Genomic DNA, 26,504 nt, shown 5'->3' on the forward strand with positions numbered 1-26,504 from the left:
TATGTTACCACTAGCAGGTTATACCGTAATCGACTTTAGTCAATTTTTATCCGGCCCATTAGCGAGTTTACGGCTGGCTGACTTAGGCGCGCGGGTTATAAAAATAGAAAAACCAGAAACAGGTGATATTTGCAGGCAACTATATACTTCTGACACGATACTGAACGGTACTTCAACGGTGTTTCATGCCATTAATCGGAATAAAGAAAGTATCGTATTGGATTTGAAAAGCGAATCCGACAAACAGATTATACATGATTTAATCGCGCGGGCAGATGTGGTGTTGCATAATTTTCGTCCAGGTGTCATGGAACGTTTGGGATTTGACTATGCAGGTGTCCGCGAGATCAATCCGACGGTGATTTATGGAGAGATCTCGGGATATGGAAAAGAAGGACCTTGGGTTAAACGGCCTGGCCAGGATTTATTATTGCAATCGCTTACCGGGATGACTTGGTTGAGTGGCGATGCAAATAATGGTCCAGTAGCCATGGGACTTTCCGTTGTGGACATGTTTGCCGGATCCAATCTATGTAGTGCCGTATTGGCCTGCCTGTACCGTCGAGCGATGCAAGGGATAGGAGCGCATGTTCATGTCAGCATGTTGGATTCTGCTGTGGATATACAATTTGAGGCCGTTACAACCTATTTTCGTGATGGCAAATTGCTGCCACAACGTAGCGAAGTGAGCAATGCACATGCATATTTGGCAGCACCTTATGGGGTGTATCGTACACAGGATGGTTTTCTGGCCCTTGCGATGGGTTCTATTCCTTTTCTTAGTAAATTATTGAATTGTAAGTCGTTAGAAGGTTTTGCTGACGGAGAGCAAGCTTTTCGGGAGAGAGATAACATTAAGGCCATTTTAGCCGAGCACCTGACGACAGCAGGTACCGGACATTGGCTGGAGATACTGGAAGCAGCGGATATCTGGTGCGCCGATGTCTTGGATTGGCGTCGTCTGACCGAACATAATGCTTTTAAAATATTAGACATGCTACAGCAAGTAACGATGGGCGATGGCTTCCGTTATGAGACCACCCGTTGTCCTATTCGCATCGATGGCGAGCGGTTGACCGCCACAAAAGGTTCGCCCAAACTTGGTGAGCACACAGCTAAAATATTGGAGGAACTGTATGGATAAGTTACGTTTTGCTGTCCGGAAATTTGAACCATTTGAGCGTGCCATGGAGAAATGTTGGGCAGCTTATCAGGAGGTATATCCATCGGATGTGGAGATGGAGTTTGTTCCGCTGGATTTAGAGGAATTAACAGCAGCTTTCTTTGAAAAGAAAGGCCTTAATAATGGCGATTGGGATATCATTCACATCAATACCGATTGGGTTGCACGTGCTTATGAAACCCAGGGTTTGTCGGTACTGGATAGTATGATCGTACAAAATCCACCGGAAGACCTGAAAGGGGCTTGGCCAGAAAGCTTACAAGCTCTACAACGTTTTGACGAGCAAATATTTGGCCTGCCTTTTCATGATGGTCCCGAATGCCTGGTTATTCGAAGAGATTTATTTGAAGATCCGCAGGAACAGACGCGTTTTCAGGTACGCTACGGAAAACCTTTGGCAATTCCAAAAACCTGGGCTGATTTTTTGACTGTTGTAGCATTTTTTACGCGGCCGGAAGATAACTTGTACGGGACAGTGTTCGCAGGCTACCCGGATGGGCATAATGCGGTATTTGATTTCTGTATTCAACTTTGGTCCCGCGGTGGAGATTTGCAGCAAGGCGACGTACCTGTTAAGTTGGATCAGCCGTTGGCTGTAGATGCATTGGATTTCTATCGTAGTTTATTTATGAAGGATAGCGGATTACATCCCGAATCGGCCAATTATGAATCCGTGCAGGCTGGTGCTGCCTTTGCGCGGGGTGAAGTCGCTATGATGGTCAATTGGTTTGGTTTTGCATCCTGGGCACAAATTGATACCGCCTCGGCCGTAAAAGGTAAGGTGGATGTAGCAGCTATTCCTTCAGCAGAAGGGGGAATGTCTCCCTCATTAAATGTGTATTGGTTGTATGCAATTCCGGAAGGTAGTCGTCATAAGCAGTTGGCTTATGACTTTATACGTTTTGCAGTCGGACGCCAACAAGATAAGCTGCTCACTGTTGAAGGAGGAGTAGGCTGTCGTTACTCCACCTGGTATGATTCCGAAATCAATCAGATGATACCCTTTTATAATAAATTGGCTGAATTGCACGATACTGCACGTACATTACCGCGCTTGGCCAACTGGCCGCAGATTGCACATATCATCGATGATACTGTAATTGCTGCGATTAAGACCGAAGAAAGTAGTCTTTCTTTATTAACAAAAGCACAGGAAAAAATAAATGCATGGTTATGATAGATATCCCTTATAAAACGATTTTACCCCAGACTGCTCTGCCGATTATTATTATAGGCGCAGGTGGTATAGTGAAAGATGCGCATCTCCCGGCTTATCGTAAAGCAGGCTTTCATGTGCATGGTATTGTCAATCGTACAAAGGCGAAAGCAGAAGCGTTGGCAGTAGAATTTGGTATTCCACATGTTTACGATACGGTGGAAGATGCCGTCGCACAGGCTCCCGAAAATGCGGTTTATGATGTAACCATTATGCCCAATAAATTTATCGAAACCTTGGAGGCATTACCTCATGGCGCGGCTGTATTGATTCAGAAGCCAATGGGTGATTATTATGCAGATAGTCAGGCGATATTAGAAGTCTGTCAACGTAAGGGCTTGGTTGCTGCGATCAACTGTCAGCTTCGGCAGGCACCCTTTGTCAATGCCGCACGCTGGCTGATCGACCAAGGCCATATCGGTGAACTGTATGATATGGAAGTACGGGTATCGGTACATACACCTTGGCAGCTTTTTCCGCATGTGATGGTACACCCACGCTTAGAAATTCTGTACCACAGTGTTCATTATATTGATTTGATCCGCTTATTTTTAGGCGATCCACAGTCGGTGTATGCAAAAACATTAAAGCACCCAACCAAAGCCTTATCATCCAGCAGGACGACCTTGCTATTTGATTATGGAGACACACTACACGCTGTTGTAAATACCAATCATGACCATGAATTTGGGCCAAAACATGAGGAAAGTTATATCAAATGGGAAGGTACCAAGGGGGCTATAAAAGCGACGATGGGTTTGCTGATGGATTATCCGCATGGGGTATCCGATGTGTTTGAATATTGTATCAAGCCAATAGATGGCAGCCAACCGGAATGGGTGGCTTACCCGATCGATGGAACTTGGTTTCCCGATGCTTTCATCGGCAGCATGGGTAGCCTGATGCGTTTTAAACTGGGTGAAATAGCCGTATTACCAGCTGCGGTTGAAGATGTAATCCATACCATGGCCGTCGTAGAGGCTGCTTATCAAAGCAGTGCCCAAGGGGGGCAACCGATAGCAAAAGGATAAAGAAACAAAGCCTTAAAACCAATAATAAATTAAATTATGCATTTCGAATCTATTTTTTTTGAAGATTATATATTAAACGATAAACGGACAACATTGGGCCGCACGATTACCGAAACAGATTTTGTTGTTCATGCCGGACATACAGGCGATTTCTTCCCCCATCACCTCGATGCGGAATGGTGCAAGACCCAGCCTTTCGGGCAGCGCATTGCGCACGGAACAATGATCTTTGCGATTGGTATCGGACTGACGGCATCAGTCATTAATCCGGAAGCATTTTCCAAAGGCTACGATCGCCTTCGTTTTGTCAAGCCCGTATTTATTGGCGATACCATCCACGCTGAGGTGACTATTTCTGAAAAATCCGATGCAAAAAAGCCTGAATTCGGTACCGTAGTTGAGCATGTTGAAATTATCAATCAACATGATGTGGTGGTGTTGGTCGCAGACCATATCCTATTGGCAAAACGCAAGGAAGTTTCAATTTAACCTATCATCACATGGAAATTGGTACAAAAACACCGATCAAGTTAACCGGGGCAGCTTCTACTAAGGGGTATCTGCTTCCGTTTATTCTGATCGTCAGTCTGTTTTTTTTATGGGGTATGGCCCATAATTTAAATGGCGTTCTGATCCCGCATTTGAAAAAAGCCTGTCAGTTGAATAATAGCCAGTCAGCACTGGTTGATACTTCAGTTTTCTTCGCTTATTTCATTATGGCACTGCCGGCGGGTTATGTTTTGCGCAAATGGGGGTATAAGCTGTCTATTATTATTGGGCTGGTTACTTTCTCCCTAGGTGCATTTCTATTTATCCCCGCGGCAGATCACCGTATGTATGAGCTCTTCTTGCTGGCATTATTTATTATTGGTTGTGGACTCGCCTTATTGGAAACGGCGGCTAATCCTTATGCTGCAGTTTTGGGTAAGCCCGAAGCAGCAACACATCGGCTTAATTTGGCGGCCTCCTTTAATGGATTGGCGGCAATGGTCGCTCCGGTTGTAGGTACCACCTTTATTTTGTCGGGGACGAGCTATTCAGAAACGGAACTGGCGGCTATGACGGAGAGCAATCGGTTAACGTACCTGCTTCATGAAGCATCTTCTGTAAAAATGCCTTATTTAACCTTGGGCTTGATCTTGCTGGGGGTGGCACTGATTTTTTTATTTGTAAAACTCCCCGAAATTCAGGGTGAAAAGAAGGAGGGAAACGCCGGGCAAAAAAGGGGCTTATTTGCTGTACTTCGACATAGACATTTGAGCTTTTCGGTGATTGCACAATTTTTTTATGTCGGAGCTCAGGTCTGTGTGACCAGTTTTTTTATTCGTATGGCGCAACAGGGGGCTGGTGTCGATGAGAAGACTGCGGGGTATTTCCTTGGCATATATGGTCTGCTCTTTATGGGCGGACGTTTCGTTGGAACGCTATTGTTACGTTATACCACGGCCCAGCGTTTGTTGGCCATTTATGCTGTTTGCTGCGCAGTATTGGCAGGGGTAGCCATTTCGGGAACAGGTATGGTCATTTTGTATGCACTTGGTGGATTAGGTTTCTTTATGTCAATTATGTTCCCGACGATTTTCTCTCTTGGTATTGCAGGTCTCGGCAACGAAACGAAACAAGCTTCTTCTTGGTTGATCATGTCCATTGTCGGCGGAGCGTTGTTCCCTTTTCTGACCGGGATTATTATCGATTCCGCACATGACAATACCCAGCTAGGCTATAGTGTACCCTTCATCTGCTATCTTGTTATTTTATGGTTTGCACTGAAAGGATATAAACCGGCAAAAGCCTAAGTTGTGTCTCACCGTGTATTTTAGTGAGCAATTGAAAAAAATATAGCGCGTGTTTTACTAGTGAAAAACACGTATACCGCCGAAGTTAACGTTGGTTTCGGTGTTAGTGAATTGATTAACAATGATTCGAATATGAATAAAATTATTTTAATTGTAGGTTGTTTAATTGCAGCAACGACAGCATTTGCACAACAGGCAAGTACCTGGATCTGGTATCCGGGAGATTATGAAGTCTGGTTAAGCAACGATATGCAAAATCGCCGGACGGAAAGAGGTACATTTTTTCCGCCTTTTTGGAAAATGGACAGTCACTATGTGCTTGTCGAGTTCAGTAAAGAATTTGATTTGCCTGCTGATGAAGAAATCAGTATCTATGCCGAAGGCAAGTATAATGTCAAGATCAACGGGAAAATGCTTCCAGGGGCACCTGCTAAAGTGAAGCTTCAAAAGGGAAAGCAAAAAATCAATATTAAAGTTTACAATCAAGGAAATGTTCCCGCGCTGTATGTTGCAGGGAAAAATGTAACAACAGATAGCGATTGGAACGCAACGTATGAAGATAAGGAATGGATTGATGAGACAGGTAAAGCGTCTGATCAATCCGGGACAACCTATGTCAAAGCTGGTAAATGGAACTTTAACGGACCAACAGCTCGACCATCCAAGTTTAAATTGCCCGTGAAACCACAACAAGCGCTTTCGCAAGAAAAACAAGGCAATGGTATCTTGGTCGATTTCGGAAAAAATACATTTGGTTTTCTTACCCTGCATAAGCTGGTGGGGACAGGTCGCCTGAACATCTATTATGGCGAATCCCGAGAGGAAGCACTTTCGACGAAAACCAGTGAGACCATCGATTTACTTGAGATACAAAACCAACAGCCACAGGACAGTACACTCGATCTATCCAAAGCCTTCCGCTTTGTTTACTTAGAACCCGAAGGAACAGTGAAGTTCGATCAGGTATCCATGCAGTACGAATACCTACCAGTTGCAGATCGCGGATTCTTTCGTAGTTCAGATAATGAATTAAACAAGATATGGGATGTAGCCAAATATACCATGGAATTAACCACACGTGAGTTTTTCATTGACGGTATCAAGCGTGATCGGTGGATCTGGAGCGGTGATGCCTATCAATCTTATGCGATGAATTACTATTTGGGATTTGATTCCGAGTCCGTCAAAAGAACCATTTTAGCGTTACGGGGTAAGGAGCCTACGATCAGCCACATCAACACCATTATGGATTATACTTTCTATTGGTTTTTGAGTATCGCAGATTATTACCGTTATACCGGTGATAAGGAATTTATAGCAGGCATCTATCCACGTATGAAAAGTCTGATGCAGTTTTGTTTGGATAGAAGAAATAGCGATGGTTTGATGAAAGGTTTAGCTGGCGATTGGGTATTTATTGACTGGGCCGAAGGTCTAAGCAAACAAGGGGAAGTGAGCTTTGAACAATTATTGCTGTGCCGCAGTCTCGAGACCATGGCGATGTGTGCCGATTTGGTTGGCGAGCCGAAAGACAACCAACATTATCAACAAGAAGCTCAACAACTCAAAGATAAGCTATTTGCCTATTATTGGAACGATCAGAAAAAAGCCTTTGCACATAGTCGTATTGATGGTAAGCAAACCGATAACGTGACACGCTACAGCAATATGTTTGCGATTTTCTTTAATTATCTGAACGAACAGCAGCAGGCTGGCGTGAAAGCAAATGTCTTGTTAAATGATCAAGTACAACAGATTACCACACCTTATATGCGTTACTACGAACTTGAAGCTTTGTGTGAACTTGGTGAAAAGGACTATGTGATGAAAGAAATGAAAGACTATTGGGGCGGTATGCTAAAACTTGGTGCGACGACCTTCTGGGAAGAATTTAATCCAGCAAAAAAAGGAGCAGAGCATTATGCCATGTATGGAAGGGATTTTGGCAAAAGCCTTTGTCACTCTTGGGGAGCAAGTCCGATCTATTTGCTGGGCAAGTATTATCTCGGTGTACAACCAACGGAGGCGGGTTATTCGAAGTACGAAATCAAGCCCTATTTGACATCCTTAGCGTGGATGGAGGGAAAAATTCCTACACCAGAGGGTGAAATTGAACTGTATGTATCAAAAAACAAAATCAAGGTAAAATCACCTGTTGGAACAGGGACATTAAAATTGCGGAGCAAAATTGTTCCAAGTGTAAAACAAGGTCAGGTAAAACATATTTCAGGAAACGACTATGAGCTGGTTTTGGAAAAAGGAATCGCATATGAAGTGGATTATAAATATTAAATCAGCTACAGGAACTGCAGCGTTTCAATGGAGTGCTGCCTTGCTATTGTTGCTGACTGCAGCTTCGCTACAAGCACAGACAGTTGACGGAAAACCGGCAGTCATTCCCCCTGTACCGAATGGACAAATTGCTGCTCCTTGGGAAAATCCGATGATTACCGCCATCAATCGGGACGCCTCACGAGCGACGGGCTATTCCTATGCGACAGTGGAAGAAGCTTTGAAGAATGATCGGCAGAGCAATAAACGAATGCTCTTTTTAAATGGCGAATGGGATTTTAAATTTGCCTTTAAACCGGCTGAAGCACCTCAAGATTTTCATTTATCCGAAGTCAAAGGCTGGGACAAAATCCAAGTGCCTTCCAATTGGGAGATGAAAGGTTACGATATTCCCATATACCGTTCGGCAGTATATCCTTTTTCACCAATTGACCCACCGCGCATTCCCAAAGATTACAATGGTGTAGGGTCTTATCAAAAAACATTCGAATTGCCCGAATCATGGGATGGAATGAACATTACCTTACACTTTGGTGGTGTTATCTCAGCTTATCAGTTGTGGATTAATGACCAATACGTAGGTTATGCGGAAGACTCCTGCTTGCCATCTGAATTTAACGCGACACCTTACCTTAAAAAAGGTAAAAATCGCATCTCTGTTCAAGTCTTACGTTGGAGCGATGCTTCCTATCTGGAAGATCAAGATCATTGGCGAATGAGCGGTATTCACCGGGAGGTGTTTTTAATGGCGGAGCCGAAAGTTCGCATTGCCGATTTTCATTGGCAAGCAACTTTAGATGCGGATTATCAAGATGCAAAATTCTCGCTTCGTCCAAAAATTGATAATTTTTCAGGCGACAGTATCAGCGGCTTTACCCTAAAAGCACAACTTTATGATAGCAATAATAAACCTATTCTCGACAAACCATTGGAAAAAGGGGCTTCAGCCATTTTTGACGAGATCTATCCGAGATTGGACAATGTGAAGTTTGGTCTATTGGAAACGACGATCAAAAATCCAAAGAAATGGTCCCCAGAAGAGCCTAATCTATACCGCTTGGTACTGACGCTGTATGATAAGAAAAATCGCTTGCTTGAAGCGAAGACTTGCCAAGTCGGATTTCGGAGTATCGCTTTTTCTCCAAAAGACAGCAAACTTTTGATCAATGGAAAAACCACCTACTTATATGGAGTCAACCGGCATGATCACCATCCCGAACGCGGGAAGGCACTGACACGGGAAGATATGGAAGCCGACATTCGTCAGATCAAACAATTTAATTTTAATGCAATTCGTACCTCACATTATCCCAATGATCCGTATATCTATGAGCTCTGTGACCGCTATGGTATTATGGTGATGGATGAGGCAAATATGGAGACCCATGGACTTGGTGGAAAACTCATGAACGATCCCGCCTGGCTGGCGGCACTTCAGGAACGTGTCACACGCATGGTGGAACGGGACAAGAATCATCCTTCCATTATCATCTGGTCGCTGGGCAATGAATCTGGAAGAGGTCCGAATACAGCCGCTATGGCTGCTTGGATACATGATTTTGATATTACACGTCCTGTACATTACGAGCCGGCCATGGGAAGTCATCAGTTACCAGGCTATATTGATCCTTCGGATCCACGTTATCCAAAATCCAACGATCACTCGCACCGGATTCAGAATATAAAGGACCAATATTATGTGGATATGGTATCGCGATTCTATCCCGGTATTTTCACCCCCTCATTACTCTTAAATCAGGACAATGGCGATCATCGTCCGATCCTCTTTGTTGAATATACCCATTCCATGGGCAATTCGACTGGTAATATTCGTGATTTTTGGGATATCTTTCGCGCCCATCCACGTTTGATCGGTGGTTTTATCTGGGATTATAAAGATCAGGCATTGATCCGTAAGGATTCCGTTTATGGTAAAGTATTGGCCTATGGTGGTGATTTTGACGAAAAAGTACACAATGGCGCTTTTAGTTTGAATGGTATCACCGATGCCTGGGGGCGACCAAAAGCGGCGATGTATGAGAATAAACGAATCTATCAGCCTGCGGAGATCACTTTAGTTGATTCAGCAAAAAGTACGGTACAAATCAAAAATAGATCAGCGGTGCTCAACCTTAACCATTACGATGCTGTCTTATTGTTTCGCAGAAATGGTCTGCTGCTGAAGGAAGTGCCCATATCGGCTATTGATTTAGCCGCAGGCGATTCCACACAACTGAGTTTCGCCTCCTATTTGCCATCTAAACGCTTGGCAGATCAGGAATATCAGCTTGATATCCAATTCCGTCTACGGGAAGCGACAGCATGGGCGCCGGCAGGATTTGTCGTGTCTTCATCACAGGTCCGATTGCAAGAGCAATCTAATGCCCTGCGACGTTTATCATACAAAGGAAGTAAATTGGTCAAGACAGAAACTGCCGATAAGTATCAGATCGCGGGTAATGCATTTCAGGTTATCTTTGATAAATCGACCGGAAGTTTAACTGCGTTTAATTACAAAGGGCAAGAAATTATCAAAGATGCCATTCGACCCAGCTTTACACGACCAAGTACGGATAATGACCGCCGGGGCTGGAAACCGGAGAAAAAACTAAAATACTGGTATGGCACACCAAAATTAGTGTCGGTAACCGCTCAAGAAAAAGGTCAAGATTATGAAGTACAGACATTGTATGTTCTTCCGGGTGATTCTGCACAGGTAAAATTGATCTATACGGTTAAAAATCCAGGTATTGTATCGGTAAATTACCAGCTGAAGGTGAAGGCTGGATTACCTAATATTCCGAAAGTAGGACTTCAAATGGGGATCAATCCCACATTTGAAGATATCCAATATTATGGCCTAGGTCCAATGGAAAACTACCCTGATCGTGCCTATGGGTTTGATCTCGGTGTTTATCACATGAACATCGATCAATTTATGGAGCATTATCTTTATCCACAGGAAAACGGAAATCGGATGGATGTTCGTTGGATGCACCTCCAAAATAAAAATGCTGGTCTCTTGGTTGTCGGCGAGCAGCCGCTGTATATGAGTGCCTGGCCTTATTCACAAAAAGCAATCGTCGAAGCAAAACACTGGTTTAAATTGAAGAAAGAAGATAAGATTACCTTAAATGTCGACTTAAAACAGATGGGTATTGGCGGAAATGATACTTGGACAGATGTATCGCAACCGTTGGAAAAATATCAAATTCCGGCAAAAGACTACAATTATTCCTTTTATTTGATTCCGACAGACTTGAAACAATCGATTAAGGAGTTTGTGAAATCCAATTAAATAAGTGAAGGTTAAAATTAAATAAAAGATTAATAGGAAGGTATCTGGGGAGTAAGGTTAAACCCTGCAAGAGCTAACTAGTTGAAATGACGCGATAAGGGAGATACATTCAAAATTGAAAGAAATAAGCTGTCCAACCTTTTTGGATAGCTTTAAAGAACAAGATAAGATATGACGAGGATTAAGTTGCTATTAGGGACAAGTCTTCTTTTTGGCTGTTTGAGCGGTAATGCACAGATTAAAGGTATTCCAACGGCATTAGTTCCTTTGGATCAACATTCATTTGAACAGGCAAAACCTTGGGTATTTTGGTACTTTATGCATGCCAGCTATTCCAAGGAAGGGATTACTGCGGATCTGAAAGCGATGGCAGAAAATAAGATCGCAGGAGCCTATCTAGCACCGATCAAGGGCAAAACCAATCCGCCTCTTTTCGATCCGCCGACAGAGACGTTGACACCAGCATGGTGGGATATGTTCAAATATATCGTCCGTGAAGCAAAAAAATACGGAGTAAAAATAGCTTTATTGCCCAATGATGGATTTGCAACCGCGGGGGGACCATGGATTAGTCCCGAGAAGTCGATGCAGAAAGTCGTGCATGCCGATACCGTAATTGATAGCAAGGGGGAGCGGCTGCACAATGTTCAATTGCCACAACCACAAACCCAACAAGGCTATTACGAGGATATTGCCTTATTTGCGATACCACTGACACATTCGCCGCGAAAAAGCTTTACGGAGAAGGTCCACGTATCCAATAGCTATGGCGAAGATCTAAAACGATTGGCTGAAAGAGGGAATAAACAAAATTTTGCAACAGCTGCGTCCGGTTGGATACAGTATGCATTTGATCAGCCCTTCCCTTGCAATTCATTGAAAATTGAATGGACAGCATCCAACTACCAAGCGAACCGTTTGCAAGTTTGGGCTAGCGATGATGGCCTAAATTTTCGGAAGGTTACACAATTAGAATCCCCCAGAATGGGCTGGTTGGACTGGGACAATGGCGTCACCCACCTGATTCCCTATACCAGAGCAAAATATTTCCGTCTTGTCTACGATCCCGTGGGCAGTGAGCCTGGAGCCGAAGACCTTGATTCCGGTAAATGGAAACCTTCGCTAAAATTAAACGGCATCAGTCTGTTTGAAGAAGCGCAGGTCAATCAGATCGAAGGCAAGACTGGGGAAATCTGGCGTGTTGGAAAAAACTCTGAACCAAGCGCCGTTGCCAAAGACGCTATTGTCGGACAGCAACAGCTTATCCGTCTACCGAACCCCGACAGGGCAGGTCGTGTTGACCTCACATTGCCGGCAGGAAAATGGAAAATATTGCGTGTTGGACATACCTCCACAGGACATAAAAACGAGACTGCAGGTGCTGGTAAAGGCTTAGAGTGTGATAAACTCGATGCGGCTACTGTCGCTTTTCAATTTGACCAGTGGTTTGGGGCAGCTAAAAAGCATGTAGATCCGCAGTTATCTAAAGAAGTCCTCACGGTATTTCATATTGATTCTTGGGAATGTGGCAGTCAAAACTGGACCCGAAGTTTTCCAAACGAGTTTTTGAAACGTCGAGGTTATGACTTGACCGATTATCTCCCTGTTTTAGCGGGTTGTTTTGTCAATAGTGTAGAAGATTCCGAAGCTTTTTTGCACGATTACCGACAAACAATCAGTGAGCTGTTACAGGAGAATGGTTATGCAACATTACGCCGGAAAGCGGATGAATATGGTGTCGAATTTACAGCTGAAGCCACGGCTCCTGTGATGGTCGGTGACGGGCTAGCCCATTTTGCTTCTACCGATCGTCCGATGGGTGAGTTTTGGTTTAGAAGCCCTTCACACGACAAACCTGCGGATATCCTAGATGCCGTTTCAGGCAGCCATATTTATGGCAAACAGGTGACTATGTCCGAAGCCTTTACCCAGATTCGGGCCCAATGGGACGAACATCCACGACTCCTAAAAAGTCTTCAGGATAGAAATTATGCCTTGGGAATCAACAACCTAGTCTACCATGTGTATGTGCATAATCCCTGGATGGACCGCAAACCTGGTATGACCATGGATGGTATTGGAACCTATTTTCAGCGCGATCAAACCTGGTGGAAACCCGGTAAAGAATGGGTGAATTATGCAATCCGGGCACAGCAGCTTTTACAACACGGGGTACCCGTACGTGATGTAGCTGTGTTTATTGGTGAAGAGATTCCTAGAAGATCTGTACTCCCAAGTACTTTAGTCGATGTGCTGCCTGGTATTATCGGTGATGCGCGTGTACATCGGGCAGATTCGCTGTTGGCCAATGTCGGCTTACCTCTGCAGAAAGTTGCGGGGGTGACCACTGGAGCTAATATGTATAGACCCGAAGATTGGGTTGATCCGCTACGCGGCTATGCTTACGATTCCTTCAATCCCGATGCGCTTTGGAACCAGACGAGGGTGCAGGACGGTAAGGTGGTTTTTGCGAATCATATTGCTTATTCGATTCTGGTGATGCCGGGTAAAACTGCGTTAAATCCGAATGGTAGCCAATATTCCTTACGGACCCTGGAACGCTTGTGCGGCCTTGTTCATGCGGGGGCTACGATACTCTTCCAAGATATCCCACAGACCTGGCGGGGCAAATTGACGGATGAAAAAGTACAACAGTATCGCAGTTTGCTTGAAGAATTATTCAGTAACCTCGCGCCATTCACAAATACAACGTTAAAAGTTAAACAACTGGGCAAAGGACGGGTGCTTGTTGGACATTATCAAGCGAAGGATTTTAGTCCACTAAATATTGCTCCGGATGTGCTGATCAATGAAGGGGACAATCCGCATATCTCCTGGAACCACCGCCGTTTCGATGGTGGTCATTTGTTTTTTGTAGCTAATCAAGATAGCTTACCGCAAAAGGCAACGTTATCTTTACGGACAAAAGACAGCTATGCCTACCGTTATGATCCTGTGAGCGACAAGCTGACGGTTTTACCGTTTAAAGTGATCAACGATAGGACAGTTGTTGACTTACCGTTTGATGCTTATCAATCCGGCTTTGTGTTGACCACTGATAAAAAGATCAATGTACCAACCTATCAGTTATCCGGGAAAACAGCCTTGATAGAACCTTGGTCATTTACTGCTGATGGGCTGCACAACAAACAAACGCTTAAACAGCAGGAACCTCAGTTTTGGACAAGCGGTACAGACAATGAAACTAAATACCATGCTGGCTCTGGAAGCTATGAGACAACGTTACGTGTTCAAGAGATTGGTAAAAAACAGCGTGCTTATTTGGAATTTTCGGAGATCGAATCCATGGCTGAAATTTTTGTCAATGAACAGTCTGCCGGTGTTGTCTGGACCAAACCTTATCAGATCGATGTGACTGATTTTATCCGGCAAGGCGATAACAAGATCAGGGTGAAAGTGTACAACACCTGGGGCAATCGCTTGCTGTACGAAAAAGAAAAGCCCGCTGCAGAAAAGAAAATAAAAACGACGGCATCGGACAAGTTTCTGAAAGGCTTGCTGCCTTCGGGCTTGCAGGGGAAAGTTGAATTACTATGGCTAGATGCAAAATAAAGAAATCATGAATACGAAGCACAAACTAATGATCCTGGGTCTCTTCTTCGCGACGGGCTGGCAGGTCCAGGCCCAGGAAAAGTCTATTACAAATACCGGTGCAAGCCCGTATGCCGTTCAGCAAGCGGTCGATATGGGGGATGTGCAATGGACCAAAGGTTTTTGGGCCGATCGTACAAAGTCATGCTATGAGCAGATGGTGCCACAACTCTGGCACGTTTATACAGATGCTTCCATCAGTCACGCCTATCGGAATTTCGAAATTGCGGCAGGTTTGGAAAAAGGAGAACATACAGGGCCATCCTTTCATGACGGCGATTTTTACAAAACATTGGAAGCTGTCTGCGCAATCTATGCACAGACAAAAGATAAAAAGCTGCTTCACATGCTAGATGAAGTTATTCCCGTTATCCGCAAAGCGCAACGTGCCGATGGCTATATTTATACCAAGGCGACAATTGACCAGCAGCGATCGGGACAAAATATTGAGTTTCAAGATCGGCTAAGCTTTGAATCCTATAATATCGGGCATTTGATGACTGCAGGATGTATACATTATCGGGCGACCGGACAACGCGAGTTGTTGGATATCGCAATCAAAGCAGCTGACTACCTGTATGGATTTTATAAAAAATCCAATCCGACCTTGGCCCGAAACGCAATCTGTCCCTCTCATTATATGGGTACTGTAGAACTTTATCGGACGACCAAAGACAAAAAATACCTTGAACTTGCCAAGCACTTGATCGATATTAAAGGTGAGATTGAGGATGGTACTGACGACAATCAGGACCGTATCCCATTCCGCAAGCAGCATAAAGCCACGGGACATGCCGTGCGGGCAAGCTACCTCTATGCAGGAGTTGCCGACTTATGTGCCGAGATTGCAGATACCACATTGAGCAACCGCCTTTTTGAAATTTGGGATGACGTCACTAAGCATAAGATGTACATTACCGGTGGTCTGGGATCGCTGTATGATGGTACCTCACCCGACGGAACTTCCTATAATCCCAGTGAGGTACAGAAAATCCATCAGGCATTTGGACGGGATTATCAATTGCCCAACTTAACGGCGCATAATGAGAGCTGCGCAAATATTGGCAATATGTTGTGGAATTGGCGTATGGCAAATTTCACGGGCGATGCAAAATACATCGATGTATTGGAACTGGCACTCTATAATAGTGTACTGTCAGGGATTAGTTTAGATGGAGACAAATTTTTGTATACCAATCCATTGAGTTATTCATCCGATCTTCCATTCCAGCAGCGCTGGTCTAAAAAGCGGGTTCCTTATATCTCATTATCTAATTGCTGTCCACCCAATATCGTTCGTACTATTGCAGAAGTAGCCAACTATGCTTATGGCCTATCAGCAGATGCTGTTGCGGTCAACCTGTATGGCGGAAATGAATTGAATACAACATACCAAGGCAAACATATCAACATTGTACAAGAATCCAGCTACCCATGGGAAGGAACCGCCATCTTCACCTTAAAAGAGTTTCCTTCCGATTATACTTTGAAACTACGGGTACCGGGTTGGGCTGGAAAGGCAGAAATATGGAAAAATAAGGTAAAAGTAGAAGTACCGATCGAGAAAGGTTATGCCCTTTTAGCAGGACCGCTGAAAAAAGGGGACCGCATTGAAATTAGGTTGCCCATGGATGTTTCTTTAATGGAATCAAATCCATTGGTTGAAGAAACGCGTAACCAGGTTGCGGTCATGCGGGGCCCTGTGGTTTACTGTCTGGAAAAGCAGGATGTAGCTGCGGATGTCAATATCTTTGATCTGAAAATGAAACATGGCGAACAGTTCGCACTAAGAAATGAAAATATCTTGGGACAGGATATTGTCTTGTTGGAAGGAAAAGCCTATCGTACAGATAGCACGAAATGGAATTCACTATACCGTAAAACTTCCAATGGAAAGCCTGAAACTATCCCTGTACGTTTAGTACCCTATTTTGCTTGGGGAAATCGTACATTTGGTGATATGAGCGTTTGGATGCCAGTTTTTTAAAGCGAGAAATTTATGACGATGAAAACTTGTTTTTTTGCGATCGTGTTACTGTTGGCCCAATTGAGTAGCCAGGCGAAAGTACGTTTATCGGCTCTCTTTACCGATGGGATGGTGCTGCAGCAACAAAGTAAAGTCCCTGTCTGGGGCTGGGCAGACCCACAGGCAACAGTAACCTTACAGACCTCCTGGAATGGGCAGAAATATCAAGCGAAAGTGGACAAGCTTGGCCAATGGAAAATTGTAGTGCAAACACCAGCAGCAGGTGGAGCTTATCAGATCAAGGTCTCAGAAAAAAATGTGATTGAACTGCACGATATTCTAATTGGCGAAGTTTGGTTATGTTCAGGTCAGTCGAATATGGAAATGCCTTTGAAAGGCTATCCTGGGCAACCCATCCTCGGTAGTACAGAAGCAATGATGAATTCCAAAGATGATCAATTGCGTATCTATACCGTTCCCCGCAATCCTTTGTTGCAGCCTGCATCGGATAGCAAACCAAGTGTTTGGAGAAAAGCAGAGCCACAGTCTGTTGTCAGTTTTAGTGCAACGGCCTATTATTTCGGTCGACAATTGCGCAAAACCTTGGGTGTGCCAGTCGGTTTGATTCATAGCAGCTATGGCGGTTCAAACATCGAAGCCTGGATGGAGGCATCTTGGCTAGCGGATCAGAAAGATATACAGATCCCAAAACAAGAGGAAGGCTTGAAAGATAAAAACCGCGTGCCGACCATGTTATACAATGGTATGATTCATCCCATTGCCTGTTACGGCATTCGTGGTATCATTTGGTACCAAGGTGAGTCCAATTACGAACGTCCGGATCAATATGAAGTCTTATTCCCCCGGATGGTCGAGAAGTACCGTGCGTTATGGGGAAATCATGAACTTCCATTTTATTTTATGCAAATTGCGCCATTTGATTACGCTTCATTGCCTCCTTATCATGTAGGGGGGAAATACAATTCTGCCTATCTACGCGACGCACAACGTAAATCTTTGGATAAAATCCCGCATTCCGCTATGGCGGTTACCCTAGATTTGGGCGAACAGAATTGCATCCATCCATCACATAAACAACAAAGTGGTGAGCGACTGGCCTACCTTGCACTGCACGATAGCTACGGTTTTGCTTCACTAAATCTAAAAAGTCCTGTTTATGAAAAGTTGGAAATTAAAGGCAGTACCGCAGTACTCTCTTTTAAGGATGCACCGCTGGGGCTGACTTCATATGGTAAAGAAATAAAGACTTTTGAGATTGCGGGTAAAGATCAAGTTTTTTATCCTGCAGATGCTGTTTTGAAAGGAAAGACAATTGTTGTAGCGTCACTAAAAGTTGAGGAGCCGGTGGCTGTTCGTTATGCATTTAAAGATTTCGTTGTCGGAGAGGTGTTCGGGGCCAACGGCTTGCCCTTAAGTTCTTTCCGTACAGACGATTGGTAAACAGAAATGATGATTGAAAAACGTATTATAGGCATTCTAGTTTTAATAGTTGTTTTGTTAAGCCCAATTGAGGCTCAAGAGTTCAATTGGAAGGATTACAATGTATCTTGGACCACACAGAGCAAAAATTCGTCTGAATCCATGCCTGTAGGTGGTGGAGATATTGGTTTGAACGTTTGGGTAGAGAATGGCGAATTACTTTTGTACTTGGGGAAGACAGGTGCATTTGACGAGAACAATACCTTGTTGAAGCTCGGTCGCATCCGCCTCCATCTATATCCCAACCCCTTTGCCGATGGAAAATTCCAGCAAGAATTGCAGTTGGATAAAGGTCATATTGTCCTGAAGGGCGAAAGCAAAGGCGTCAAGGCCGAAGTACTGGTTTGGGTAGATGTGTTTAATCCCAATGTACATCTCGAAGTAAGTGCCAATCGGAAGATCAAGGTGGAAGCAGCTTACGAGAGCTGGCGTTTTCAGGATTTGTTTCCTAAGAAGAAGGAAAATAATGCGAATTCTTGGAAGTGGGCACCGCCAAAACCAGTGGTGACGCATAAAGATCAGGTTGTGGCAGAAGCAAACAATATTATTTTCTATCATCAAAATCAAGCGACTACCGCGTTTGACCTTGTCGTCGATCAACAAGGCCTGACAACCATCAAAGATTCGTTATACAACCCATTGAAAAACCGAATTTCAGGCGGTCTTTTAAAAGGTGAGGATTTTGAATACGTCGGCCAGCGTGCAGGGACGTATATGAATACCCCATACCAATCTTGGATACTCAAAAGTAAAGCGGCAAAGACCAATCATGCGCTTCAAGTGACGTTGCATGTAGGGCAACAAGCAGACTTGCAACACTGGAAAACAGCACTGGAGGATCTGGCTACGCCCAAACCTAGCTTTGTATCGCTAAAACGAGCGACAGAATCCTGGTGGAAATCCTTTTGGGATAGAAGTCATATCGTCATCCAGCCAGGCTTAAAAGACCCTAATAATGAAGCTTGGCAAGTTGGCAGAAACTATCAGTTGTTTCGATTTATGCTGGCTTGTAACGCTTATGGGGACTATCCAACAAAATTTAACGGTGGTTTATTTACCTACGATCCCGTTACGATAGACAGTACGTTTACATTTACACCGGATTTTCGTAACTGGGGTGGAGGTACCCATACAGCACAGAATCAGCGTTTGGTCTATTGGCCATTATTGAAGAGCGGCGATTTTGATCTAATGCCCGCACAATTTAAGTTTTACCAACGCCTTTTAGGGAACGCTGAATGGCGATCCAAATTTTATTGGGGTCATTCCGGTGCAAGTTTTACGGAGCAGATCGAAAATTTTGGTTTACCCAATCCAGCAGAATACAATTGGAAACGGCCAAAAGATTTCGATAAGGGCCTAGAATACAATGCTTGGCTGGAATACGAATGGGATACTGTGCTGGAGTTCTGCATGATGATACTAGAAACCGAACGTTATAATAAGTCCGATATTCAGACTTATATCCCGCTGATAGAAAGTTGTCTACGTTTTTTTGATGAGCATTATCAATACCGGGCACGGCAACGAGGTAGCAAGGTATTGGATGATGCAGGTCACCTTGTCCTGTATCCGGGCTCCTCCGCGGAGACCTATAAAATGGCCTATAATTCGGCTAGCACGATTGCAGCGTTACAGGAGGTAACAAAAGGATTGCTGGCATTGCCAGAGGGGTATATCAACGCTGAGTCGCGTAGTTATTTTCAGGGGTTTTTAACCAGAATCCCACCTTTGCCACGGCGTGAACTCGGGGGCAAAAAGATGTTGGCGCCAGCACAGCTATGGGCCCGGATCAACAATACCGAATCCCCGCAGCTCTATCCCGTCTATCCTTGGGGAATTTATGGTATTGGTAAACCAAATATGGATATTGCAGTCAATACCTACACTGATGATCCCGATGTGCTTAAATTCAAAAGTCATATTGGCTGGAAGCAACATAATATTTTTGCTGCACGTCTCGGATTGGTCGACGAAGCAAAGCAATTGACTCTCCTGAAACTCAAAAATGCGGAACGGCGATTTCCAACTTTTTGGGGGCCGGGCTTCGACTGGGTTCCGGATCATAACTGGGGTGGTTCAGGTATGATCGGCTTACAGGAAATGCTTTTGCAGGTAGTGGATGATAAAATTTACCTTTTCCCGGCATGGCCCAAAGACTGGGATGTGGATTTTAAGTTGCATGCACCAGGGCAGACCACGGTCGAAGGGAGGTTGAAGGATGGTAAATTATTGGATCTAAAAGTTTTTCCAAAAGAACGGGAAGCAGCTATTATCAACCTCCTAAAATAGGTTATTCGTGGATTGCTAACGGTATATTATCGCTTATGAATTGATTTAAGCATTGCGAGGCAGAGCAAAAGTATACACTTTTGAATGCTTGAATCCTACATTGCAAAAAATACAAGGCTAAATAAATAAAACTGGGCTGTCCATTATTTTGGGTAGCCCAGTTTGTGTTTTTGACCCTCCATGGCGAGAAGGTCATAACAGTGCATAACAGTTCTAAAAAACCAATGAATTATCTTAGTTGCTAAGAACCTAAATAAAGTTTATATGAATGCAGTTTTCGGAGTTATATTTCATTTCATAGGCGGATTTGCCTCGGGAAGTTTTTATGTGCCGTACAAAAAAGTAAAAGGATGGTCCTGGGAATCCATGTGGATTTTAGGGGGGCTTTTTTCGTGGATTATTGTGCCGCCTATAGCAGCGATGTTAACGATACCCAATTTTACTGAAATTATTAAGGATACCAATAGTGCTATTTTAGGTTATACGTTTCTATTTGGCTTGCTTTGGGGAATTGGTGGATTAACTTATGGTCTTGGTGTGCGCTATCTCGGTGTTTCGTTAGGTAGCAGCATTATTTTGGGGCTTAGCATGGTCTTTGGTTCTTTGATGCCCAGCATCTATTATTTTTTCAATAAGGCCGAGGGCAAACATGGCATAGATTATTTTTTTACCACCCAATCTGGTATCTGTATCCTTCTTGGACTTTTAGTCTGTGTGCTTGGTGTATATCTATGTGGTAAAGCTGGTGTTTCAAAAGAAAAACACTTATCCTCATTATCCTCAGAAAGCAAGTCCGATTATAATTTTGGTTTAGGGATCGTTGTGGCTATTGTTTCAGGAATATTGAGTGCTTGCTTCAATTTCGGTATTGAAGCAGGAAAGCCCATGGCTGATGTGGCAAATATATTGTGGAAGTCTACTAATCCAAATCAAGGTGAATTTCTTTACCAGAATAATGTCACTTACATTGTGATTTTATGGGGTGGTTTTACGACTAATTTCCTATGGTGTCTTTACCTTTTGATCAAGAACAAAACGTTTTCGGACTATACGAAATCGGATGCACCTAAAGGCAAAAATTTCCTTTTATGTGCTTTAGCAGGAACGACTTGGTATTTACAGTTTTTCTTTTACGGTATGGGCGAAAGCCGCTTGGGTAATGGAGCTAGTTCTTGGATATTGCATATGGCGTTTATCATTTTGATATCAAATGCTTGGGGTGTGGTACTCAAAGAATGGAAAGGTGTAGATCGGCCTACCTATCGTTCCATAATAGCTGGTATAGTGACAATTATCATCTCCATTTGTATCGTAGGATTTGCTAAAACATTAGAAAATTAATATTAAAACAAAATATAGAAGAAGTGAAAACGTACAAACATGTCAATTATTTATGGGACGATCAGAAAGCTCAAGCACTTCGTGGTGATGAGGTAGCTTTGTTGTTATATCGTTCAAATATTCTAGGTGCAGATTTAAGAATCACAAATTATGGCGGTGGTAATACGTCTTGTAAAGTTGTGGAAAAAGATCCGTTGACGGGCGAAGAAGTTGATGTGATGTGGATTAAAGGATCTGGTGGAGACATTGGAACGTTAAAAAAGTCAGGTCTTGCGGCTCTTTATTTGAAACGTCTCCGCAATTTGGAGAATGTTTATCGTGGTCTTGAACACGAAGATGAAATGGTTGAGTTATTTAACCATTGTATCTATGATTTAGCATCAAAGGCACCTTCTATCGATACGCCTTTACATGGATTCTTACCATTTAAACATATTGATCATTTACATCCCGATGCTGCGATTGCGATTGCTGCGGCCAAAGATGGTAAAAAAATTACGCAGGAATTGTTCGACGGAACTATTGGCTGGGTAGACTGGCAACGTCCGGGATTCGATCTTGGGCTGCAATTGCGTGCCTGCTTGGAAGAAAATCCAGGTATCCGCGGTATTATGTTGGGTTCGCATGGTTTATTTACTTGGGGCGATACAGCGTACGAATGTTATATCAATTCCTTGGATGTAATCGAAGCTTGTGCGGAATATCTTGAGCAGAACTATGGTAAAAAAGCACCTGTATTTGGTGGACAGCAAGTAACTAGCCTGAGTAAGGAGGAAAGAGAGGCACAGGCCGCCAAACTCGCTCCTGTTTTAAGAGGTTTCTGTTCAAGTGAACGTCACATGATCGGACACTTCACGGATGATGAGCGTGTATTGGAATTTATTAATTCAAATGATTTAGAACGTTTGGCTCCGCTTGGTACCAGCTGCCCTGACCACTTCTTAAGAACCAAAATTCAACCGTTGGTATTGAATCTGGATAAATCAGAAGATTTGGACAACGTGGAGGAACTAAAAGCGAAATTGACGCCATTGTTTGAAGCGTACCGTGAAATGTATGCACAATATTACGAAAACTGTAAACATGAAAACAGCCCAGCTGTACGTGATAAAAACCCGGTCATTGTTTTGTATCCGGGTGTTGGTATGTTTGCTTTTGCCAAAGACAAACAAACGGCACGGGTAGCGGCAGAATTTTATACCAATGCGATCAACGTAATGAAAGGGGCCGAAGCCGTAAGTGAATACACTGCTTTGCCTCGTCAGGAAGCGTTTGATATTGAATATTGGTTACTGGAAGAAGCGAAGCTTCAACGTATGCCAAAGCCAAAAGCTTTGTCTGGAAAAATTGCCTTGGTAACTGGAAGCGGTGGCGGTATCGGAAAAGCAATTGCCAAAAAGATGGCTCAAGAAGGTGCTGTTATTGTCTTAAATGATATCAATACAGAACGTTTGGAGTCGAGTAAAGCAGAATTTGTAGCCGAATTTGGAAAAGATGCAGTCATCGCTACGATCCTTGATGTAACCAGTGCGGAATCTATTAAGGACGCCTTAAAAGATGCTGCTTTAGCATTTGGTGGTATCGATATTGTCGTCAATAATGCGGGTTTGTCGATTTCCAAGACAATCGAAGATCATACAGAGAAAGATTGGGATTTATTGTACAATGTATTGGTAAAAGGCCAATTCTTAGTTACTCAAGGAGCGACATCACTCTTAAAAGGGCAGGCAATCGGTGGCGATATCATCAACATCGTCAGTAAAAATGCCTTGGTTAGTGGTCCCAATAATACAGGATACGGGAGTGCAAAAGCTGCGCAATTGCATTTAAGTCGTTTATGTGCAGCAGAATTAGGGCCTGCAGGAGTACGTGTGAACGTTGTGAATCCAGATGCGGTTATTTCAGACAGCAATATCTGGGCCGGAGGATGGGCTGAAGGTCGCGCTAAGGCTTATGGCATCACGGTTGCCGAATTACCAGCTTACTATGCAAAACGCACGCTTTTGAATCAGATCATCCTTCCAGAAGACATTGCAAATGCATGTTTTGCTTTTGTCGGCGGATTATTGAATAAATCTACTGGAAATGTTCTGAACGTTGACGGAGGTGTTGCTATGGCGTTTGTACGCTAATTTTTATATCTTAGGTGTCGCGTTCAGAAAGGGAAAAGATGTGCGCGACACCTAACATTTTTACACGATAACCATTATATCATGATTTTAGATAAGAAAATTATAGATCAGCACAATAACCAATTAAAAGATAAGCATAAAAGAGCATTTGACTATGTGTCGGGAGATATTGCACAGGTAGATGAAATCCTGGATAAACTTCAAAAGTTTCAAATTGCCATACCAAGCTGGGCTTTAGGTACAGGTGGAACTCGTTTTGGCCGTTTTTCCGGTGCTGGTGAACCGGGTACTTTAGAGCAAAAGCTTGAGGATGTTGGGTTGTTGCATGCACTTAACAGATCAAGTGGAGCAATTTCACTGCACATTCCTTGGGACATCCCTTCAGATGCAGAAAAAATTAAAGCTTTGGCATCTTCATTAGACATCGGATTTGATGCAGTAAACTCTAATACTTTTCAAGATCAGGCAGGCCAGGAGCATAGTTATAAGTTTGGCTCCCTACACCATGTCGATCCAAAAGTTCGTCAGCAAGCTGTAGATCATAATATTGAAGTAATCAACTATGGCAAAGCAGTTGGTTCTAAAGCGTTGACAGTTTGGCTGGCTGATGGTTCTTCTTTTCCTGGGCAGTTAAATTTTAGAGAGGCTTTTCAAAATACATTGTCTAGTTTAAGTGAGATTTACAAACACTTACCAGAAGATTGGAAACTTTTTGTAGAGTACAAAGCATTTGAACCGTATTTTTATTCCATGACAATTGGTGATTGGGGCCAATCCCTTTTGTTAGCCAACAAATTAGGGCCGAAAGCATATACATTGGTTGATTTGGGACACCATCTGCCAAATGCAAACATTGAACAAATTGTTTCTTTATTATTGATGGAAGGAAAATTGGGCGGATTCCATTTCAATGATAGCAAGTATGCTGACGATGACCTGACTGCGGGTAGTATCAAACCTTATCAACTATTTTTGATCTTTAATGAATTGATCGATGGTATGGATGTGAAAGGTATTGACCATGCGAGCGGACTGGGGTGGATGATTGATGCTTCGCATAATCTGAAAGACCCATTGGTAGACCTTCTACAGTCAGTTGAAGCAATTAAGATTGCTTATGCTCAGGCTTTGTTGGTGGATCGTAAAGCATTGAAACAGGCACAACAAGCAAATGATATCGTGAAAGCACAGGAAATTTTACAGGATGCATTCCGTACCGACGTCAGACCGCTTGTTGCAGAAGCAAGACTAAGAAGTGGAGCAGCTTTAAATCCTGTTCAGTTATTCAATGAAGGAAATTTACGCAGTAAACTTATCGAGGAACGCGGAGTAAATTCTGTAGCTACAGGTTTGTAATTAGGGAAAAAAGAATGAAGGGGAAACCAATACCAGTAGTCGCGATATTCGACGTTGGGAAGACGAACAAGAAATTATTTCTCTTTAACGAGCAGTACCAAATCGTATTTGAACGGTCGGCTCGTTTTTTGGAAACTGTAGATGAAGATGGTGATCATTGCGAGAATTTGGAGAGTTTACGTCTGTCAGTTTTTGATTCGTTGCATGAGGTGTTTCGAAAAGGCGAGTTTGAAATCAAAGCAATTAATTTTACCTCATATGGAGCAAGTTTTGTCTACATTGATAAAGATGGCAGGCCTTTGACGCCATTATATAATTATTTAAAAGAATACCCTAAAAAATTGTTGGAATCTTTTTATGCACAATACGGTGGAAAGGATAAATTCGCATTAGAAACCTCCTCTCCAAGCCTGGGGAGTCTGAATTCAGGACTACAGGTCTACCGCTTGTCAAAACTTAAACCAGCTATATTTAAGGAAGTGAAGTGGGCGCTACACCTTCCACAATACTTGAGTTATCTGATCTCAGGACAAGCTTATTCGGATATGACAAGTATTGGTTGTCATACGGCGCTATGGGATTTTAGTAAGAATAATTATCATAGGTGGGTAGAAGATACAGGCATTATTGATAAAATGGCTCCGATCGTTCAGGGAGATCGTCTTTACAGAGCGACATTTCCGGGCAGTGGTTATCTCGTAGGTAGCGGTTTACACGACAGTTCGTCTGCATTGATCCCCTATTTACTGAATTTTCACGAACCTTTTATATTGATTTCGACAGGAACCTGGTGTATTTCTTTCAATCCGTTCAATATTGATCCGCTCACCAAAGAAGAACTTCACAGTGACTGTCTTTTGTATATGACCTATACGGGGAAACCTGTGAAAGCATCACGACTATTTGCAGGATATGAACATGAGGAGCAAATTAAACGTATCGCTAAAGCATTCCAGATTTCTACAGGAAAATTTAAGCAGATCGATTTGGATTGGACCATAATAGAGAAATATCAAGCTTTGGATATTTCGGATGAACTGTCTGCATTTTCCACAATTGATTTGAGTCATTTTAGCGATTATATCGAAGCTTATCATGTGCTAATGATGCATTTGGTCAAGGCTCAAGTAAAGGCGACTACGCTTGTCATGAATCAAACCGGAGTACAGCGAATATTTGTGGATGGAGGTTTTAGTCGTAATCACATATATATGGGACTACTGGCCCAAGCCTTTCCAAATAGTGAAGTGTTTGGAGCCTCTATGGCCCAAGCAACAGCACTTGGTGCTGCTTTAGTGATTCATGATCATTGGAATAGCCGGGAGATTCCAAATGATATTATAGAGCTAAGGTATTTTAGAACCAAACAGCAAACACATTAGTGCGATGTTATAGTTGAATAGGATTTAGTTTTTTTATTAGTTATCGTTTGAGGTCAGGCAAATCGTTGTCTGGCCTTTTTTTAATGAGCTATGAGTCGTTGGGAATT

Annotated in this window: 15 protein-coding genes; all 15 read left to right on the forward strand. The window is 43.2% G+C overall.

The window, feature by feature from the left end:
- Position 1: 1 nt before the first annotated feature.
- The 15 genes from DCO56_RS16855 to DCO56_RS16925 all read left to right on the forward strand — a co-directional run bounded on the left by DCO56_RS16855 (position 2) and on the right by DCO56_RS16925 (position 26,397).
- Entirely contained in the window at positions 2 to 1,144 is a 1,143-nt protein-coding gene (locus DCO56_RS16855; protein ID WP_108634916.1) for a CaiB/BaiF CoA transferase family protein, read from the forward strand.
- Entirely contained in the window at positions 1,137 to 2,360 is a 1,224-nt protein-coding gene (locus DCO56_RS16860; RefSeq protein ID WP_108634917.1) for an extracellular solute-binding protein, read from the forward strand. The genes DCO56_RS16855 and DCO56_RS16860 overlap by 8 nt, the downstream gene beginning before the upstream one ends.
- Positions 2,357 to 3,430, forward strand: a complete 1,074-nt coding sequence (locus DCO56_RS16865; protein ID WP_245935854.1) for a Gfo/Idh/MocA family protein — start codon at positions 2,357 to 2,359, stop codon at positions 3,428 to 3,430. Before DCO56_RS16860 ends, DCO56_RS16865 begins: the two co-directional genes overlap by 4 nt.
- A 36-nt stretch (positions 3,431 to 3,466) precedes the next feature.
- Complete coding sequence (locus DCO56_RS16870) at positions 3,467 to 3,919, forward strand: MaoC/PaaZ C-terminal domain-containing protein (RefSeq protein WP_108634918.1); 453 nt, start codon at positions 3,467 to 3,469, stop codon at positions 3,917 to 3,919.
- A gap of 11 nt (positions 3,920 to 3,930) precedes the next feature.
- Complete coding sequence (gene fucP / locus DCO56_RS16875; protein ID WP_108634919.1) at positions 3,931 to 5,226, forward strand: L-fucose:H+ symporter permease; 1,296 nt, start codon at positions 3,931 to 3,933, stop codon at positions 5,224 to 5,226.
- A 132-nt stretch (positions 5,227 to 5,358) separates the two neighbouring features.
- A complete protein-coding gene (locus tag DCO56_RS16880) occupies positions 5,359 to 7,518 on the forward strand; it encodes an alpha-L-rhamnosidase-related protein (RefSeq protein WP_108635127.1) in 2,160 nt (719 codons plus the stop codon).
- Positions 7,496 to 10,816: a glycoside hydrolase family 2 TIM barrel-domain containing protein gene (locus DCO56_RS16885; protein ID WP_108634920.1), complete on the forward strand. Its 3,321-nt coding sequence runs from the start codon at positions 7,496 to 7,498 to the stop codon at positions 10,814 to 10,816. Before DCO56_RS16880 ends, DCO56_RS16885 begins: the two co-directional genes overlap by 23 nt.
- Positions 10,817 to 10,987: 171 nt before the next feature.
- Positions 10,988 to 14,389 (forward strand): glycosyl hydrolase, encoded by a 3,402-nt coding sequence (locus DCO56_RS16890; protein WP_108634921.1) that lies wholly within the window; start codon positions 10,988 to 10,990, stop codon positions 14,387 to 14,389.
- A gap of 7 nt (positions 14,390 to 14,396) precedes the next feature.
- Positions 14,397 to 16,415, forward strand: coding sequence for an aceric acid hydrolase (locus DCO56_RS16895; protein ID WP_108635128.1), 2,019 nt, complete (start codon positions 14,397 to 14,399; stop codon positions 16,413 to 16,415).
- Positions 16,416 to 16,433: 18 nt separating this feature from the next.
- Positions 16,434 to 17,855: a sialate O-acetylesterase gene (locus tag DCO56_RS16900; RefSeq protein WP_108634922.1), complete on the forward strand. Its 1,422-nt coding sequence runs from the start codon at positions 16,434 to 16,436 to the stop codon at positions 17,853 to 17,855.
- A gap of 6 nt (positions 17,856 to 17,861) precedes the next feature.
- A complete protein-coding gene (locus tag DCO56_RS16905) occupies positions 17,862 to 20,186 on the forward strand; it encodes a DUF5703 domain-containing protein (protein ID WP_108634923.1) in 2,325 nt (774 codons plus the stop codon).
- A gap of 264 nt (positions 20,187 to 20,450) precedes the next feature.
- Positions 20,451 to 21,527 (forward strand): L-rhamnose/proton symporter RhaT, encoded by a 1,077-nt coding sequence (gene rhaT, locus DCO56_RS16910; RefSeq protein WP_108634924.1) that lies wholly within the window; start codon positions 20,451 to 20,453, stop codon positions 21,525 to 21,527.
- Between the two features lie 23 nt (positions 21,528 to 21,550).
- Complete coding sequence (locus DCO56_RS16915; protein WP_108634925.1) at positions 21,551 to 23,659, forward strand: bifunctional aldolase/short-chain dehydrogenase; 2,109 nt, start codon at positions 21,551 to 21,553, stop codon at positions 23,657 to 23,659.
- Positions 23,660 to 23,740: 81 nt separating this feature from the next.
- Positions 23,741 to 25,015 (forward strand): sugar isomerase, encoded by a 1,275-nt coding sequence (locus DCO56_RS16920; protein ID WP_108634926.1) that lies wholly within the window; start codon positions 23,741 to 23,743, stop codon positions 25,013 to 25,015.
- Positions 25,016 to 25,029: 14 nt separating this feature from the next.
- Positions 25,030 to 26,397, forward strand: coding sequence for an FGGY-family carbohydrate kinase (locus DCO56_RS16925; RefSeq protein ID WP_108634927.1), 1,368 nt, complete (start codon positions 25,030 to 25,032; stop codon positions 26,395 to 26,397).
- The last annotated feature ends 107 nt before the right edge of the window (positions 26,398 to 26,504 follow it).

The sequence above is a fragment of the Sphingobacterium athyrii genome (assembly GCF_003071065.1).
Lineage (GTDB): Bacteria > Bacteroidota > Bacteroidia > Sphingobacteriales > Sphingobacteriaceae > Sphingobacterium > Sphingobacterium athyrii.

Coding starts and splice junctions, on each gene's coding strand:
- DCO56_RS16855 (WP_108634916.1), top strand. CDS start 2: ATGTTACCACTAGCAGGTTATACCGTAATCGACTTTAGTCAATTTTTA.
- DCO56_RS16860 (WP_108634917.1), top strand. CDS start 1,137: ATGGATAAGTTACGTTTTGCTGTCCGGAAATTTGAACCATTTGAGCGT.
- DCO56_RS16865 (WP_245935854.1), top strand. CDS start 2,357: ATGATAGATATCCCTTATAAAACGATTTTACCCCAGACTGCTCTGCCG.
- DCO56_RS16870 (WP_108634918.1), top strand. CDS start 3,467: ATGCATTTCGAATCTATTTTTTTTGAAGATTATATATTAAACGATAAA.
- fucP (WP_108634919.1), top strand. CDS start 3,931: ATGGAAATTGGTACAAAAACACCGATCAAGTTAACCGGGGCAGCTTCT.
- DCO56_RS16880 (WP_108635127.1), top strand. CDS start 5,359: ATGAATAAAATTATTTTAATTGTAGGTTGTTTAATTGCAGCAACGACA.
- DCO56_RS16885 (WP_108634920.1), top strand. CDS start 7,496: ATGAAGTGGATTATAAATATTAAATCAGCTACAGGAACTGCAGCGTTT.
- DCO56_RS16890 (WP_108634921.1), top strand. CDS start 10,988: ATGACGAGGATTAAGTTGCTATTAGGGACAAGTCTTCTTTTTGGCTGT.
- DCO56_RS16895 (WP_108635128.1), top strand. CDS start 14,397: ATGAATACGAAGCACAAACTAATGATCCTGGGTCTCTTCTTCGCGACG.
- DCO56_RS16900 (WP_108634922.1), top strand. CDS start 16,434: ATGAAAACTTGTTTTTTTGCGATCGTGTTACTGTTGGCCCAATTGAGT.
- DCO56_RS16905 (WP_108634923.1), top strand. CDS start 17,862: ATGATGATTGAAAAACGTATTATAGGCATTCTAGTTTTAATAGTTGTT.
- rhaT (WP_108634924.1), top strand. CDS start 20,451: ATGAATGCAGTTTTCGGAGTTATATTTCATTTCATAGGCGGATTTGCC.
- DCO56_RS16920 (WP_108634926.1), top strand. CDS start 23,741: ATGATTTTAGATAAGAAAATTATAGATCAGCACAATAACCAATTAAAA.
- DCO56_RS16925 (WP_108634927.1), top strand. CDS start 25,030: ATGAAGGGGAAACCAATACCAGTAGTCGCGATATTCGACGTTGGGAAG.